Source organism: Mucilaginibacter sp. A3364, from assembly GCF_059690715.1.
The window spans coordinates 839,460-857,290 of sequence record NZ_JCAWED010000001.1 but is presented as its reverse complement, the minus strand read 5'-3'; the positions used below and the strand labels follow the sequence as shown (position 1 = coordinate 857,290).

General features: G+C 44.9%; 14 protein-coding genes. 13 read left to right on the top strand and 1 reads right to left on the bottom strand.

Features of this window, described 5'->3' with window-relative positions; translation table 11 throughout:
* Positions 1-4 precede the first annotated feature (4 nt).
* A complete protein-coding gene (locus AC59JT_RS03685) occupies positions 5-691 on the top strand; it encodes a ClpP family protease (RefSeq protein ID WP_497396248.1) in 687 nt (228 codons plus the stop codon).
* 83 nt (positions 692-774) lie between these two features.
* Here the strand turns inward: AC59JT_RS03685 and AC59JT_RS03680 are convergent, their stop codons facing one another.
* Positions 775-1,998 (bottom strand): multidrug effflux MFS transporter, encoded by a 1,224-nt coding sequence (locus AC59JT_RS03680; RefSeq protein ID WP_497396246.1) that lies wholly within the window; start codon positions 1,996-1,998, stop codon positions 775-777.
* A gap of 220 nt (positions 1,999-2,218) precedes the next feature.
* On the opposite strand from AC59JT_RS03680, the gene AC59JT_RS03675 reads away from it, so the two are divergent.
* The 12 genes from AC59JT_RS03675 to AC59JT_RS03620 all read left to right on the top strand — a co-directional run bounded on the left by AC59JT_RS03675 (position 2,219) and on the right by AC59JT_RS03620 (position 17,138).
* Entirely contained in the window at positions 2,219-2,548 is a 330-nt protein-coding gene (locus AC59JT_RS03675) for a YMGG-like glycine zipper-containing protein (protein ID WP_497396244.1), read from the top strand.
* A gap of 203 nt (positions 2,549-2,751) precedes the next feature.
* Entirely contained in the window at positions 2,752-3,975 is a 1,224-nt protein-coding gene (locus AC59JT_RS03670) for a BamA/TamA family outer membrane protein (protein ID WP_497396242.1), read from the top strand.
* A 205-nt stretch (positions 3,976-4,180) separates the two neighbouring features.
* Positions 4,181-4,540: a response regulator gene (locus tag AC59JT_RS03665; RefSeq protein WP_497396240.1), complete on the top strand. Its 360-nt coding sequence runs from the start codon at positions 4,181-4,183 to the stop codon at positions 4,538-4,540.
* 178 nt (positions 4,541-4,718) lie between these two features.
* Positions 4,719-5,258: an RNA recognition motif domain-containing protein gene (locus tag AC59JT_RS03660; RefSeq protein ID WP_497396238.1), complete on the top strand. Its 540-nt coding sequence runs from the start codon at positions 4,719-4,721 to the stop codon at positions 5,256-5,258.
* A 95-nt stretch (positions 5,259-5,353) separates the two neighbouring features.
* On the top strand, positions 5,354-8,287 hold the full coding sequence (locus AC59JT_RS03655) for a M16 family metallopeptidase (protein ID WP_497396236.1): 2,934 nt from the start codon (positions 5,354-5,356) through the stop codon (positions 8,285-8,287).
* 196 nt (positions 8,288-8,483) lie between these two features.
* Positions 8,484-8,846, top strand: coding sequence for a response regulator transcription factor (locus AC59JT_RS03650; protein ID WP_497396234.1), 363 nt, complete (start codon positions 8,484-8,486; stop codon positions 8,844-8,846).
* A gap of 181 nt (positions 8,847-9,027) precedes the next feature.
* On the top strand, positions 9,028-12,114 hold the full coding sequence (locus AC59JT_RS03645) for a tetratricopeptide repeat protein (protein WP_497396233.1): 3,087 nt from the start codon (positions 9,028-9,030) through the stop codon (positions 12,112-12,114).
* 39 nt (positions 12,115-12,153) lie between these two features.
* Positions 12,154-13,935: a TonB-dependent receptor gene (locus tag AC59JT_RS03640; RefSeq protein ID WP_497396231.1), complete on the top strand. Its 1,782-nt coding sequence runs from the start codon at positions 12,154-12,156 to the stop codon at positions 13,933-13,935.
* A 38-nt stretch (positions 13,936-13,973) separates the two neighbouring features.
* A complete protein-coding gene (locus AC59JT_RS03635) occupies positions 13,974-15,140 on the top strand; it encodes an HU domain-containing protein (protein WP_497396229.1) in 1,167 nt (388 codons plus the stop codon).
* A gap of 6 nt (positions 15,141-15,146) precedes the next feature.
* Entirely contained in the window at positions 15,147-15,839 is a 693-nt protein-coding gene (locus tag AC59JT_RS03630) for a MotA/TolQ/ExbB proton channel family protein (protein WP_497396227.1), read from the top strand.
* A complete protein-coding gene (locus AC59JT_RS03625; RefSeq protein WP_497396225.1) occupies positions 15,839-16,237 on the top strand; it encodes an ExbD/TolR family protein in 399 nt (132 codons plus the stop codon). The genes AC59JT_RS03630 and AC59JT_RS03625 overlap by 1 nt, the downstream gene beginning before the upstream one ends.
* An 85-nt stretch (positions 16,238-16,322) precedes the next feature.
* The gene (locus AC59JT_RS03620; RefSeq protein WP_497396223.1) at positions 16,323-17,138 is read left to right on the top strand and encodes an energy transducer TonB; all 816 of its coding nucleotides are present in this window, start codon (positions 16,323-16,325) and stop codon (positions 17,136-17,138) included.
* Positions 17,139-17,831 lie beyond the last annotated feature (693 nt).

Sequence of the window (17,831 nt, the reverse complement as noted above, 5' to 3'; positions counted from 1 at the left end):
ACTTATGAATATCGACAAAAACGAGTTCCGCAAATTTGCGGTGGGGCATTGCCATGCCCAAAAAGATAGGGTTGACAACTACATTACGACCGTGGAACGCAACACTACAGTGCCCACCGCCATGACGCCTTACATTACCGAAGAGCGCGAATTGCGCGTATCCCAAATGGATGTATTCTCGCGTCTGATGATGGACCGTATCATTTTTATGGGCGCGCCGGTTGAGGCAAATATCGCTAACATCGTACAGGCACAATTGCTCTTCCTGCAATCCACCGACCCGAAGAAGGATATCCACATGTACATCAACTCACCCGGCGGCGAGGTGTATGCCGGCTTTGGTATTTATGATACCATGCAGCTAATAAGCCCCGATGTGGCTACCATTTGTACCGGTATGGCCTTATCATTTGGAGCGATACTGTTGGTGGGTGGTGCCAAAGGCAAGCGTAGTGCCTTACCCCACTCCCGCGTTATGCTACATCAACCACTGGGTGGCGTGCAGGGCCAGGCATCGGATATTGAGATAACCGCCCGCCAGGTGCTTAAGGTGAAAAAGGAACTGAACGACATCATAGCCAAACACAGCGGCCAACCCTACGATAAAATTGAAGAAGTATGCGACCGCGACCACTGGCTGGTAGCTCACGAAGCGAAGGAGTTTGGATTGATTGATGAAGTACTGGAATGATTTCGAATTTTATGTCGGTAAATGTAGAGACGCAATATTTTGCGTCTCTATACTATTTGATCCAATCACCAATGACTAATGACCTAATGACCCACAACCGCCGCCCCACTCACCTCAACCTTAGTCTTGATCTGCCTGCGGCCAATTAACAGCACAATTAAAGCTATCAATGCCGATACCTCCATAATCGCGGCCATAGGCATTGGCGAATCACTGTTAAAAAAACTTACACTAACCGTGGCTACGGCGCCCAGGCCCAGTTGCAGGGCGCCTAGCAATGACGATGCCGTACCCGCGTTTTTCTCAAACGGAGCCAGCGACAAAGCCGACGCATTAGGGTTAGTAATACCCACACAGCAAAGCATAATAAATACCATCACGATAGTGCCGTACAAGCCAAACCAGTTAAAGTACGACCCTATTAAAAATGCCAGCGCCGTGCTTACCTGTATCAGCAGCGCTACCCAAACTATCTGTTCACTTTTATAGGTTTTAAGCAGGATGTTGTTTACCTGGCTGGCGCCGATAAAGCCAATAGAAAGCCCGGCGAAGATCCATCCATACGTTTTGGCACTTACCTTAAATACCTCCATAAACACCATTGGCGATGCCGAAACATATACAAATAACCCCATAAAGGCAAAGGCTCCGGTAAGGGCATAGGTATAAAACTGTGGCTCTTTCAGCACGGCTAAAAAGCTGTTGATGATAGGCTTAGGTTTGAGCGAGTAGGTTGGATCGGGTTTGTGGCTTTCCGGCAGGAAAAATATAACAGTAAGCAATATAGCCAACGCCATCAGCCCCAGTATCACAAATATTAAATGCCAGTTATAAGCTTCTGTAATATAACCGCCCGCTGTCGGTGCTATCATCGGCGAAGCACCCAGCACCAGTATCAACAGCGCGAAAACTTTGGCGTTTTCTTCCAGTGGGAATATATCGCGCACCATAGCCATAGCGGCAACACCGGCGGCGCAACTGCCTACCGCTTGTATAAAGCGTAGTAATATCAGGCTTTCAATATTGGTTGCCATAAAACAACCAGCCGATGCAATGATATAAACCGTAAGCCCGGCGTATAATGGTCTTTTACGGCCAAATCTATCCAGTAAAGGCCCATATAATAATTGCCCGACTGATAGTCCCACAAAAAAACTGGATAGCGATAGCGCCACCTGAGCTATTGTCGTGTTAAGTGACTTGGCTATAGCCGGAAAGCCCGGCAAATACATATCTATCGAAAACGGACCTAAGGCAGTAAGCGATCCCAGTATCAGGACGGTGAAGAAATAACGTTTTTTCGTCATACAAACAGCGCGAAAAACCAATAATTCGCGTTCGCGGGCAAATATCGGTTTTTGCGGTTTATCATAAGTATAAATAAGGTAAATTTTAAAACAGCTGTTGGGGCCTGACTACTTTTCTGTACAAATACCAGCTTCGCTATTAGCCTTATAAGCCTTTTAAAAGCACATTTTAACACTGGCTTATTATTTGCCTTATAACTTATAACATCAAAATACTACTATGAAAAAGTTAATTGTATATACCGGAATCATTACCTCGTTGTTATTTACAGCAGGTAACACAGCACAAGCTCAGGAAAAAAAGATAAGCGACCAAGGTAAAGGTGCCATTATTGGTGGCGCTACCGGTGCGGTTATAGGCGGTATTGCCGGCAAAAATGTGGGCGGTGCCTTAATTGGCGGTGCCATTGGCGCAGGCGGCGGTTACGTTATTGGTAATGAAACCCGTAAAGCCCGCGAAAAAAGAGAACGTGCCGCTTATCGCGAAGCATATTATAAAAAACACGGGCACTACCCTAATGCCTGGGTTTATAAAAAACCAAAAAACTAAACAGGCTTTCTTTAAAGTCCCCGCTTTAAGGATGTACAGGCCTGTTTAACCTACAGGTAGATGATAAAGACGAGATACGCCGACGGCACAAGCCCAAGGTTGTATCTCGTCTTTTTTTACCTGCGCATAGCAATGTTTAGTGTTTTTTTGCATATTCTTGCTATACTTAAAAGTACTACTCACAATTGTGCAAAGGGGTTTTAATGCGTAAGTTTTTGCTGATTCTGTTTTTGTGTTTTGCTAACGCGACTAGCTTTGCCCAAAGTATTGATAAGGGAACCACCGAGCTTACGCCCGATACGATTAACAAAACCGACCTGATAGACGTATTGGGCTCGGTGATAAACATCAAACCACGCCCGTCTGCAGATACCGGTAAAAAGAAGATCTACTTCTCTATCCTTCCCTTTTCAACCAATGGTACCTCTAACGGTGCTTTATCTATCACATCAACCACGGCGGGTTTTTATTTAGGCGATAAAGCTACCACCAACCTGTCAAGCGTAAACTTTACGCCTTATTTAAATTTTCGGGGGCGATATGGTTTACCCATCCGCTCAAACATCTGGCTAAAAAATAACACCTTTAATATACAGGGCGATACCCGTTTGCTGGTTTACCCGCAATACACCTGGGGCCTGGGCGGCGGGCAGCCTAATGATCAGAAGTTTTTGGTTGATTATAAATATGTTCGGTTTTACCAGAGCGTGGTTAAGCGCATCACCTCATACCTGTACGCGGGTATTGGCTACAACCTGGATTACTATTTTAACATGGAAACCGACGACGGCATGCGCACCACCCTGCGTAAATTCACCAATTACGAGTATGGTACCGAGGCCGGTAAAAACTCCTTCTCATCGGGCCCAAGCGTAAATTTACTGTATGATAGCCGCAATAACTCCACCAATCCGCTGCCGGGCTGGTATGGCAATGTTATCTATCGCTTAAATACCAAAAGCTGGGGAAGTATTGATAACTGGCGTTCGCTATACCTGGATGTGCGTAAGTATCATTCGTTAGGTACGGCGGGGCCGAAGAAAAATATGCTGGCTTTTTGGGCCTTTTACTGGACAACATTAACGCCACGTGCCCCTTATTTAAATCTACCTTCTATAGGTATGGATCCCGACCAGCGTTCGGGCCGTGGTATTGAGCAAAGCCGCTACCGTGGCGAAAGCATGCTTTATTTTGAAACCGAATACCGCCGCGATTTGACCGATAACGGGCTGCTTGGATTCGTGGTATTTGCCAACATCAATTCGGCATCGCAACCTAACAGCCATAGTTTTAAAACATTTACCCCGGCGGGTGGCGCGGGCCTGCGCGTTAAATTCAATAAACGATCAGACACTAACATCAGCATTGACTATGGCCGAAGCGCCAATTACTCGTCCTGGAGCATTAATTTGGGCGAAACTTTTTAATGTTTGACAATATTTTTATTAAAAACAATTACAAACTGCAATAAATAATCGCCATATATTACACAATAACGTTTTATGTGAAATATATAGTCTACTTTTGAAGCGTCAATTCGGAAAAAAGTATTTAGCCCAAACCAATACACCCTAAAAGCATTAACCTGCATCGAGTATTATAATTTTTTCGCGAATACGTTAATTTCAAAAAATGTCAAAACGTATTTTAATTTTAGACGACAACCAGGACATACTCGAGATTGTTCATGAAACATTATCGTATGAAAAGTTTGACGTAAAAAGCACATCGGAAGGCGCAGAAGTAATGCCTTTAATGAAAGATTTTACGCCAGACCTGGTGATACTTGATTTCCGCGTAGCGGGAACAAATGGCGGCGAGCTATGCCGTCAGCTAAAAGCGCACCCTGATTTTAAGGATGTGCCGGTGATACTTTTCTCAGCCTATATTAACCACGATGACGAGCTAACCAATTATGGCTGTGATGCCGTAATTAACAAACCTTTTGATTTAACCGAGCTGGTTGAAAAGGTAAATAAGCTTATTAACTAGTTACCGAAAAATAAATCCTTTTTCCATCCATTTTTTAAAACAATAAAAACATACTTCATGTTGTCTTATTTTAAGCGATAAACCCGCTTTGCAAAAAGTATGTTATATTTTTTGCAACACGCTGTTTGTTAATTATTAATGCTTATAATTGTTTTAACTTAACTATACTTAAAAATTAATGAAAATTTTTGTCGCCAAGCTACCTTACCAATACAAGGAAGCTGAGATCACAGAGCTGTTTGCCCCATTTGGCGATATCGCATCTGTTAACCTGATCATGGACCGTGAAACCGGTCGGAGTAAATGCTACGCTTTTGTTGAAATGCCTAATGATGACGAAGCCCAAACAGCTATTGACAGCCTGGACGGAAAAACCTACCTGGATAAAGAGATAGCAGTAAGCCAGGCCAAGGAAAAAGAACGCACCAGTGGTGGTGGCGGTGGTTTCCGTGGTGGCAGCGGTGGTGGCGGTGGCTACCGCGGTGGTAGTGGCGGCGGCGGTTACCGAGGTGGTAACGGCGGCGGCGGTTACGGCGGCGGCGACAGAGGTAATAGTGGTGGCGGCGGTTTCCGTGATAGAAACAGCGGTGGCGGCAGTTACGGCGGTGGCGACAGAGGCAACAGTGGTGGTGGCGGTGGTTATCGCGACAGGAACAGTGGCGGTGGCAACAGTGGTGGCTATCGCGATAAAAGCAAATTTGACGATAACGAATATTAATTGTTTATCAAACATCATACAGGCCGGTATAAATTTATACCGGCTTTTTTATTTATGATGGATTTTGAATACATTTAGTCGTCAAATCCATTAACATGAAAAAAATGTTTTTAGCAGGCATTCTACTACTGTCTGCAACAACCAACCTAATCGCGCAAGCGCCCAACGCCTGGAAAACGGCAACAGCGGGCGGATACACTTACAAATATGTTACCGGCGACCCTACCCACTCGCGTTTTTACACGCTGAAGAATGGCCTGACCGTAATATTAAGCCCTACCAAAAAACAACCGCGTATACAAACTTTTATAGCGGTTAAAGCGGGCAGCAAAACCGACCCGGCCGACCATACAGGCCTTGCCCACTACCTGGAGCACATGATGTTTAAGGGTACCGATAAATACGGATCAAACAACTGGGCTAAAGAAAAACCTTTACTGGATAAAATAGATGCCCTTTACGAGCAGTATAACTCAACTACCGACGAGGCTAAGCGTAAAGAGATCTACAAAGAGATAGACAAAACATCGGGCGAAGCCGCTAAGTTTTCGATAGGTAACGAGTACGATAAAATGATGACCGCCATGGGTGGCCAAAATAGTAACGCCTTTACCTCTTTCGAGCAAACCGTTTACACCGAAGATATCCCAAGCAACGCTGTAGACAGGTTTTTAACCCTGCAGGCCGAGCGTTTCCGCAACCCTATCATGCGTATATTCCACACCGAGTTGGAAGCCGTGTATGAGGAGAAAAACCGCACATTGGATGACGACGGCCGCAAAGTGAACGAAGCTATGTTTGCCGCACTGTTCCCTAACAATAACTACGGTAAACAAACCACCATTGGTACGGTAGAGCATTTGAAAAATCCATCGTTAAACGCCATACGCAATTACTACTACGCGTATTATGTGCCAAACAATATGGGCATTATTTTTTCGGGCGATTTTAACCCGGATGTGATGATCAAAAAAATCGCGACAGCATTTGCTTACCTTAAAAATAAGCCGGTGCCTGCTTATAAATTTGAGCCTGAAACGCCGATAACCAGCCCTGTAAAACGTGATATTTATGGTCCGAATGCTGAGAACGTTACACTGGCCTTCCGTTTCCCGGGCGCATCAACCCGCGATGCACGTTTATTGGACGTAATGAGCTCGATATTAACCAACGGTAAAGCCGGTTTATTTGACCTTGACCTGGTTAAAAAACAAAAATTACTGAGCGCCAGCGCAGGTAGCTATGCTTTGAAAGATTATAGCGTGTTACTAGCACGCGGCAATGCTATTAAAGGCCAAACGCTTGATGAAGTGCGCGACCTGATGCTGGCCGAACTGGCCAAACTAAGAAGCGGCGATTTTAGCGCCGACCTGATCCCGGCTATCGTCAACAACGAAAAAAAACGCATTATACAGGAAAACGAAAGCTACGTTGACCGTGCCAACAACCTGATGAGCGCCTTTACCAGCGGGGTGGATTGGAAAGTACAATCGGGCCTGGTTAACGAGTATTCAAAGATCACCAAACAACAGATTGTTGATTTCGCCAATAAATATTTGAACACTAACAACTACGTCATCATCTATAAACACCAGGGCGAAGACAAAAACATTGTTAAGGTTGAAAAACCACCTATTACGCCTGTTGAGTTGAACCCCGGCATGCAATCAGCCTATTTGGAGAAACTGAACGACATGCCGATGACCGATATTAAACCGGTTTGGGTTGATTTTAATAAAGATATTCAGCGTGCTAAGTCAGGCAATATCGACCTGATGTCTGTACAGAATAAAGACAACAACCTGTTCAGATTATACTATCGTTTTGATATGGGTAACTGGAATAATAAACTGTTGCCTATTGCCGCGCAATACCTGCAGTTTTTAGGTACCGGCACCAAAACATCCGAAGATTATAGCAAAGCTTTCTACAAACTGGCATCATCATACAGTATTAGCGCAGGCAACGATATCACAACCGTATCTATAAGCGGTTTGCAGGAAAACTTTGCAGCTACTGTAAAACTTTACGAAGAACTCGTTGCCAATTGCAAACCTGATGAGGAAGCTTTGGCCGGCCTGAAAGCCCGCTTGAAAAAATCAAGAGAGAACTACAAGATCAACAAAGGCGCCATTATGCAGGGCTTGCTGGCTTATGCGCAGTATGGTTCGGTAAATCCTTTCAACTACGGCCTAACCAACGAGGAAATTGACGCTTTAAAAGCCGAGGACCTGGTAAAAGTATTGCACGAGCTAAATAACTATAAACATATTGAGGTTTATTACGGCCCTAAAACCGCCGCACTTGCCGCTGCCGAATTAACAAAGCTGCACAAAACCCCGGCAAGCTTTACCGCTTACCCGCCGCTAACCAAATTCGTAAAAATAAACACCGACAAAAACCGCGTGTTGTTTGCTAACTACGATATGGTACAAGCCGAGTTATACTGGGTACGCAATGAAGATGTGTACAGCCCGGCTAAAACCGGCGAAATTGAATTATTTAACAACTACTTTGGCGCCGGTGGCTTTACTTGTGTGCTTTACCAGGATCTGCGCGAATCAAAGGCTTTGGCTTATTCGGCTTTCGGGCAGTATGTTACCCCGGGCAAAAAGGACGAGCGTGACCTGTTCGTATCCTACATAGGCACCCAGGCCGATAAGCTGAAGGAAGCTGTTAAAGGCATGAACGATCTGTTAAACACAATGCCTGAGTCGGAGAAAACAATGGCAACTGCTAAGGTGAACATCCGCAAGTCGATAGAAACCGAGCGTATTACCCAGGACGATATCCTGTTTACTTACCTGAGCGCGCAGCGTAAAGGCATTAACTATGATATCCGTAAATCAACCTACGAAGGTTTGAATAAAATGAACCTGGCTACCGTAAAAGCCTTCCATAACGCTAACCTGCAGAACAAACCATTCACTTACTGCGTGGTAGCTTCGGACAAGCGCGTGAGCGAGGAAGATCTGAAAAAATACGGCGACCTGGTAAAACCGGATCTGACCCAACTATTTGGATATTGATGCGTTATAAGTACAGTATAAGGCGAGTAATATGATCAATATCAGCTTTCGCAAAAAAATATTTACTGTATAATTCTAATTAATATTTAATAATTAGCCCTTTAGCGGCAAAATGGTATAGGAATTGTTGTTACGACAATGAAACCCTATACCATTTTTATTTAGGAAGATATACAGTTTTTATATAACATACAAGATGCAACGGATATTAGCGGTTGATGACGACAAAGACATCCTTGAAATACTACAATACGTTTTAGAAGATTCCGGCTACGAAGTAGATACACTTGAAGATGGCCAATACCTTTTCGATAAGATAAAAGAAACCAACCCCGATCTTATTATATTGGATATTATGCTGGGTAATATGGATGGCCGTGAGCTTTGCCGCGACATTAAAACCAGGTTAGAAACCAGCAAAATTCCGGTGATATTACTATCTGCCAGCCACGTGGTAAAAGATGGCTTCAAACAAAACGGCAACCCCGACGATTTCATTGCCAAACCTTTTGATATTTCGGCATTATTAAACTGTATACAGCGCCAGCTTGCTGCTTAGTGTTTTGCTGTCGCGAAGCTGTTTCGGCTTCAATTACTGTTGATTAAGTTCAAAAGTTTTCCACACCCATAACAACTACCCTTATAGGGGCGTTAACAACGTGATATTCACATTTGTTAATTACTAATGTGAATTGCATTTTTGCGATTAGCTAATTTAGCATCATCATTGCACGCGTTTTATGATCAAAATAAAATTCTACCTCTCGCTGTTCTTATCCATTTTGGCCTTGGGCCTGTACGCACAACAAAGCCCATCGTTTGATATTTACCGCACCTACCACACCGCCGCCGACCTGCTTGACAAAGGCAAATACGTAGCCGCCGCCGAGCAGTTTCGCCTGGTACACAACTCGAGGCTTAAAACCACCAACCAGCCCAAGTTTGAAACCGAGGTTAGCTTGCTGAAAGAAAACTCAGAATATTATATAGCCCTTTGCGCACTTGAACTGGAGAATGACGATGCCGAGAGCCTTTTCCTAAAATTTATCAAAGAGCACCCGGAGAACCCGCTAACCAAGCTGGCCTTTTTCCAGATAGGCAAATCATACTCCAAACGCGAGAAGTATAAAGAAACCCTTTACTGGTTTGATAAAATCACTGCCGGCGAATTGAACGGTCGCGAGAATACCGAATATAAATTCCGCAAGGGTTATGCTTACTTCGCTACCGGCGATATGAAGAATGCCCAGTTGCAGTTTGCCGAGGTTAAGAATAAAAAATCGCCGTATACGGATGATGCTGTTTATTATTTCGCTTACATAGCTTATTTGAATAAAGACTATCAGCTATCATTAGTAAACTTCGAAAGGCTAAAAAACTCTAAAAAATACATCAGCAGCTACCCGTACTACATTACTGCTGTTTACTTTTTAGATAAGCGTTATGATGATGTTTTAAGCTATGCCATCCCTATACTTAACAGCACCAAGCAGCAAAACGAAACCGAGATGCTGCGGATCATCGGCGCCTCTTACTTCGCTAAAAAAGATTACGATAACGCTGTAAAATATTACGACCGCTTTGAAGCCCGCGACAATGGTAAAACCCAAAACACGCAGGATAGCTACCAAATGGGTTACGCCTACTACAAAGTAGGCAACTACGCCAAAGCCGCTATGGAACTGGAAAAACTGGTTGACCAAACCGACTCGTACAGCCAATACGGTAGCTATACCTTAGGCGAGGTTTTCCTGAAAATGAACAACAAGCAAAGCGCCCGCAATGCCTTCATGGTAGCCTCTCGCTTAAGCTTCGATAAACAATTGCAGGAAGACGGCTTATTCCAATACGCCAAACTATCTTACGAGCTTGATTTTTACCAGGCCGGTTTGGAAGCTACCCGCTTATACTTAAAAAACTACCCAAGCGCACCTGCCGCCCGCCTTACCGAGGTTAAAGTGCTTTTGGGCGAGGTGTTATTAAACTCGCGCAATTATAAAGAAGCGTTAGAAGTGTTAGAGCCCATCCCCAACAAAACCCAAAGCGCCAAGATCGCTTATCAAAAAGTTACTTACTATCGCGGTTTAGAGTTTTATAACGAGCGCGCGTTCGAGAATGCTATCGGCGTTTTCCTGCGATCGTTGAAAAACCCGGTTGATCTGAACATTAAAGCCCTCACCACCTACTGGATGGCCGAAGCCATGTACGAAGTGCGCAAATACGGCGAATCGGTTGATAACTTTGAGAAGTTTTTGGATATGCCGGAAGCCAAAGAAACCAACGTGGCCAACTATGCTAACTACGCATTAGCTTACGCTGCTTTCTACGACGAGAAATACAAAAAAGCCGCTACCTACTTCGAGCGTTTTATAGAGGGTGGCGAGAAAGATAAAAACAGCGTTAATGATGCCATCACCCGTATAGGCGACAGCTACTTCGTACTAAAAAGCTACGGACAGGCCCTGCAATACTACAACCGCATTATTGACATGCACATCCATGGCGAGGATTACGCGCTGTTTCAACGTGGCATGATCCAGGGTTTGCAAGGCTCACTGGATACCAAGATCAGCACTTTGCAGGATGTGCTGGCCAAATTCCCTAATTCAGATTACGCGGATGATGCCGATTTTGAGATCGCTTACACCTACTTCCTGAAAAACGATGGCCCTACCGCTAAAACAGGCTTACAGGCCATGATCCAGAAATATCCGCGCAGCAGCTATATCCCGCGCGCGCTGATGACCATTGGTTTTATTGACTACACCGCCAACAATGACGATCTGGCCATCGAATCGTTCAAAGCGGTTATTAAGGATTACCAATCATCCGACGAAGCTAAACAGGCTCTGAAACAGATAGAAAAGATCTACACCGATAAGGGTGACGCGAATACTTTCATCAGCTACGCAGGCAGCACGCCAATTGGTAACTACACCACATCGCAGCAGGAAAGCCTGATGATAACCGCCGCCAACAACCTGTACCTGCGTGGCGAATGGCAGGGCGCAGCATCAGCCGTTAATGCTTATTACGATAAGTTCCCAACCAAGCCTATTTATGATAAGCAGGCACGTTTTATCCGCGCGCAGTCTTTCGTTAATTTAGGCAGAACTGACGAGGCGGTAATTGATTACAACTACATACTGAACGACTGGACCAGCGCCTATACCGAGCAATCATTGATCAGCATGGCTAAATTATATATCTCGCAAAAGAAATATAACGATGCTATCCCTTTCCTGAAAAAACTGGAGATCACCTCAGAATATAAAGCCGACTATACTTTCGCCATAAACAACCTGCTGCTATGCTACTCGCAAATGCAAATGGCTGATGATGTGCTGAAGTATGTAAAACTGGTGCGCGAGAACGAGAAAACCGCGCAGGAAGACAAGTTTAAAACAGGCTTGTACGCCGGTTTAGCTCACTTGAAACTGGGCGATACTACCGCCGCGGTTAAGGAACTGGATTACACGGTAGCCAACACCAAAACCATCGCGGCAGCCGAAGCTAAATATAACCTGGCTGTTATTCAGCATAACAACAAACAGTATAAAACATCGCAAAAAACCTGTTTTGACCTGGCTAAAGAAATGCCAAACTATGATTACTGGGTGGCCAAAGCCTTTATACTTTTGGCTGATAACTACATAGGTTTAAAAGATACCTTCCAGGCCAAAGCAACGCTGCAAAGTGTTTTAGAAAACTACAAAGGCAAGGACGATGTGTTGCCAACTGCCCAGCAAAAACTGGACAGGTTAACGGGGAAAGTAACCAAGCCGGCTCCTACCCAGGCCTTACAGGATACCACCCAGAAAAACTAAGTGAGAAACAAAGGATACAGATATATAGAGACGAGCAAAATGAAATTAAGATACACCAGTACGCTGCTTACCCTAATCATAGCATTATACTTTGTTCCGGCTGTGGCGCAGAAAAAACCGGTTACCAAACCAGCTACGCCTGTAAAAAAAGCCGATGCCCAAAACCTGGGCGATGCCGCTGCTAAAGTGGCGCCTAAAGATACCACAGGTAAAGGCGGCGCAGGTGCTAACGGTCAAAACGGCGGCAGTTTATCCGAAGAGATTGTAGTAACTACAGCTTACAAACCGGTATTGGCCGATGCGGTAAAAATTCGCCGCAACCCCGATCTGGAAGATAAAGCGCCTTTTAAAGCGCCCCTAACCTACGCGCCTGTTGATAAACGCCTGGAGCGTAACTCCGAGATCCGCCAGCTGGAAGCCATGAAAATGCCGTTAGAACGTGATTCTATCCCACTAAACAATTGGGTACGCGCGGGTGTTGGCAACCTGAAAACTACCTTCGCCGAAGGTTATTTTGGTAATGGCCGCGATGAGGCTTTGCAGGTAGCCGGCTATGTAAGGCACCTGGGCCAGCAAGGCACTATCTACAAACAAAACGCCATGAAGAATGAGATAGGTGTATCGGGCAAAAGCATTATGGATGATTTTACGCTGACCGGCCGTATTGATTTTAGCAACCGCAGCAATTATTTCTATGGCTTTAACCCGCTTGACCCTACAACAGTTATTGCCAATCCTGCTAAACAGCAGTTTAATGTTTTAGGTGCCGAAGGCGAAATAGCTAAAAAATACCGCGATGTAGAGAACGACTTTACTTATGCTGCCAAAATTAAAGGTTATACTTTTTCAAACGGCTTTAGCGGTAAAGAGAGCAATATCGTTGTATCGGGTTTCCTTAACCAAACCATCAAACAGTTTTATGCAGGTTTAGGTGCGTCGTTAGATATGAGCACGCAGAAAGATGTGGCTTATTCTATCAGCAACAACATCGCCCGTGCAAACCCTTACATCAAATTTCAGGGCCTTAATTATAAAATTGACGCGGGTATTAACATAGCTGCCGAGTTTGGCTTTTCATCACGCGTATTCATCTTCCCGGCGGCTAAAGCCGAGTTCCAGGTAATACCTAAATACGTGCGTATTTTTGTTGAAGCCAAAGGCGATGTAAACAAAACATCGTTAAAAGACTGGAGCGAGGTTAACCCGTTCCTGGGCGAAAACCTGGAGATCCGTAACTCGGTTGATAAGCTGGACATCGCCGCCGGCGTAAAAGGTACCTTAGCACCGGGCCTGGGCTTTAAAGCAAGCATCTATCGCAATACGGTTAAAAACATGCCGCTGTTTGTAAGCAACTTTAACTTCACGACAGGCTATAATAAGTTTAATGTTTTGTATGATGATGGCGATGCGCGCATAAGCGGTTTCACCGGCGAGTTGGATTACAAAACTTCTGACGACGTGAACCTGTTCGGTCGCGTTGAGTTTATTGATTATAAAATGGCTACCGCGGCGCAAGCCTGGAACCTGCCTAAATTTAAACTGACAGCCGGTACCGCGGTGCATATCAATGATAAAGTGACCATTAACGGTTCGTTATTGATACGTGGCGATGCCAAGGACCCAAGGATAAACCCTAACACCAGTCAGCCAACTACTATAGCCACCTTTACCGATATAAGCGGCGGCGTGCAATATAAGATCAATAAGCGCTTAGGAGTGTTTGGGCAGGTTAATAATATTTTAAACACTTCAAATCAAACCTGGTTGTACTATTCTAACTACGGATTTAATATCTTTGGCGGAGCAAGCTATAGCTTCTAGCTTTTTGATGTTAATATTTTAACCGTTACTTTTAGCACATGGATGTAGGCTTTTATTTGGGCGAACTGCTGATGCAGGTTGGCGAAGTGAGTGTACCCGGACTGGGTTACTTCGTACAGGCACGTATGAGCGGGTATTATGATGAGCAGGATGGTAAGTTTTACCCGCCTTATCACCAGGTACAATTTGACGTACAGTCGATAGACGACGATGCGCTGGCCCAGTATATAGCTGATAAAAAGAACATTTCGCTGGCATCCGCCCGTTATTTCTGCGAAAAATACATCACCAACTTAAAACAACAAGCCCTGGTTGGCGAAATTAGCATTGGCAACCTGGGTTGGTTTTATACCGATCAGGGTCAGCTTACTTTTCGCCCTGCGGATAAGTTGATTGACGATACTATATTTTACGGTTATCAAGCCATTAAAATGGGTAAAGCCGATGCTGCACCCGAGCCTGAGCCCGAAAAACCGGTTATTACCCGTCCCGACCTCATCTATCCAACCCGTTACCCGAAACCGGAACCCGAGTCTGAAAATAAGCCGGAACCCGAACCGGAATATGAACATGAAGCGGTATATGAAACCGGCAGTACCGATGCCGAACATGAAACCAACAGCACCGAAACCGAGAATCAGTACGGTTACGACGAAGAGTTTTTAAATACCGAAGAATACGAGGAAGAAGAGCGCCGCGGCCCTATGCGGACTATTATTATAGTAGCGGCCATTGTGTTAATATTGGTTGTAGGTGTATTTGCATTAAAAACTTACGCGCCTGCTACATTCCAAAAATTACAGTTCTGGAATAATAAAGGTGTTACAGTGCCTTTACCAACTGATAAGGACACCACACTAATAAGCCCTGTTGATACGTTAAAGAAAGATACTACAGCAGCCGTTGATAGTATTGTAAAGGATACCCTGGCTGCTACACCGGTTGATACCGCTAGCCGTTATGAAGTGATTATAGCAAGCTGTAAAGATATTGGCGCCGCCAACAAAGCGATACAGGAATTTAAGAAAAAAGGCATTGATGCCAAAATAGTGACCGACGCACCGGGCCAGCGTATTAAATTAACCGCGGGCACCTACAAAACCGTTAGGGAAGCCGAAAGCGCCGTTGCCAAATTAGTAGACGAGAAAAAACTAAAAACGCTGGATACCTATCCGCAAAAAATAACACCAGTACAACAACCATAATAAGGAATGCAAGCAGACACCGTACAGAGAATTGTAGACACAGCACAACAGGCCGCACAGCAAGTAGCCCTGCCAACCGAAGAATTACGTTTTGGCGACTTATTGCTTAAAGGTGGCTGGATAATGCTGCCCATTGGTATTTTGGCCGTTTTAGGCTTAGTTATATTTTTTGAAAGATATTTCACCATCCGCAAAGCGGCTAAGGACGAAAGTAACCTGATGCAGCAGGTACGCGCCAGCATATTAACCGGTAACCTGGATTCGGCCATTGCTATTTGCCGTAACAGCAACACCCCGCTGGGCCGTATGTTGCAAAAAGGTTTGCTGCGTATCGGTCGCCCGATAAAAGATATTGAAGGCGCTATTGAAAACATTGGCAAGCTGGAAGTATCAAAGCTGGAAAAAAACATAGGCATATTGGGCATTGTGGCCGGTATTGCGCCCATGTTTGGTTTCCTGGGTACTATTGCGGGTGTTATCCAGATATTTTACAACATCTCTAAAACCGATAACATTAGTATGGGCGCCATATCAGGTGGTTTATACGTAAAGATGGTAACATCGGCAGCGGGCCTTTTTGTAGGTGTTGTGGCTTATGTATGCTACCACGTTTTAAATATGATGGTTGATAAAGTGATCTTAAAGCTGGAGACCGACGCCATTGAATTTATTGACCTGTTAGAGGAGCCGAGCAAATAATGAACCTGAGAAAAAGACATAGAGGTGCATCGGCTGAGGTACATACTTCGGCAATGAACGATATCATGTTCTTCCTGCTTTTGTTTTTCCTGATAGCTTCAACGGTTACCAATCCAAACGTTATTAAACTGATATTGCCCAAAGCATCAAGCGGGCAGGCGGTATCTAAAAAAACCATTAACGTATCTATAACCAAAGATCTGCGCTACTACATCGATAAAAAAGAGATCCCAGTAGCCGACCTGAAAGCTAACCTGGAGAGCTACAAATCATTGGCTACCGACCTAACCATTATGCTGCACAGCGACGAGAACGTAGCCGTGAAAGACCTGGTGAACGTGCTTGACATAGCCCAGCAGCTGAACATTAAACTGGCCTTAGCTACCAGAAATAAATAGTGACTAGAGATTAGTCAATTGGTGATTAGGCTTGTCAAACCATAAAAGACAATGACTAATGACCAATGACTCAATAACCAATGAAATGAATTACCACCACGAAGAAAATAACTATCCTAAAGCATTTGCGGCAACCGGCGTAATACTGGCTGCTATAATGCTTTTGTGTTATTTTATAGTGTTTCATACGCCACCTCCGCAAGAGGACGGCACCGGCGGTATATTGGTTAACTACGGTACGGTTGACGAAGGCATGGGTAACGACTACATGAACGTAGAAGAACCATCCATGGCCGAAAACGCCAACAACACCAAACCCGACAAGGTTACACCTACCCCACCAACCGAGCAAAAAAGCCAAACCGACGACGGCGATGACGTATTGACCCAAAACAACGAGGACGCGCCCGAAGTTACCCCAAGCGCAAAAAAACCGACCAATACGGTAGCCACAACCCCTACCAAACCCGATAAAAAGCCAACCGTAAATTCAAACGCCCTATACAAAGGCCCAACCAACGGCGCATCAGGCGAGGGTGATGGTACAGGTAATAAACCGGGCAACCAAGGCAAAACTACGGGTAGTACGCTTACTAATAATTATAACGGTACAGGTTCAGGCAATGGCGGCAGCTCACTGGCTATGGAGCAACGTAACTTTGTTAGCAGACCAATATTGAATCATAGTGGCCCTCAAAATGGCAAGATTGTAGTAGATATTGAAGTCGACAAATCCGGCAACATAACCCGCATAACAGCTGGCGGCAGAGGCACTACCTTGGTAGATGGCGCTTTGTACAGGAAATGCGAGGAAGCGGTAAGAAATTCCCGGTTAAATGCTTCAGAAAGTGCTCCCGAGATTCAAAGAGGATCTGTAGTATTTGTGTTTAAAGCGCAATAATCTCATTTTCTTAACCCACTTCCCCATCGCGCGTCATTGCGAGGAACGAAGCAATCTCTACGTAGCCAAGTACACGCAGAGGCCCTTCACGCACGTACCTTGCCCCGCTCTACTTTAAACCATGATTTGTAGGATTGGCGGATTATCATGATGATATAATTTTACTAATCCTTGTTTGCACGACGATGTCCGGTGATTTACGAAACCTCGGCCCCAAGCTTCGGGCGAAAGCGGGCAGAAGAAGCCGGCCTTGTGCGCCGGAAGGGCATAGCGTTGTTTGCCCATGTGGGTCAGGCCTCAGCGCAGGCGGGCAAATAATGCAGCCCGTGCTTCTGTCCGCTTTGCAGCGCAGAGGCCTTGTGCGGCAAAGAAGCCTACGGGCCGAATAGGCCTTTTGGTTACTCCTATGTTTGTAAAAGATAACAAGCGACAAGGTACGTGGGTGAAGGGCCTCTAAAAGCGACAAGGAATAATTTCAGAAGTCGGGGACAAGAACTAATACATGTGAATAAATAACGGATCTGGGTGTAGCAACTACTACTGACAAAACACCGCCACCAAAAAATATAATTACCTGGCAACGAACCCTGTAGCGCGCTACACCTGGTGTAGCACCGTAGCGTGCTACGCATACACCGCTACACTTGCATTAATTTAGTTTGAACAAAAAGCATTAGTTCATAAATTTACGGC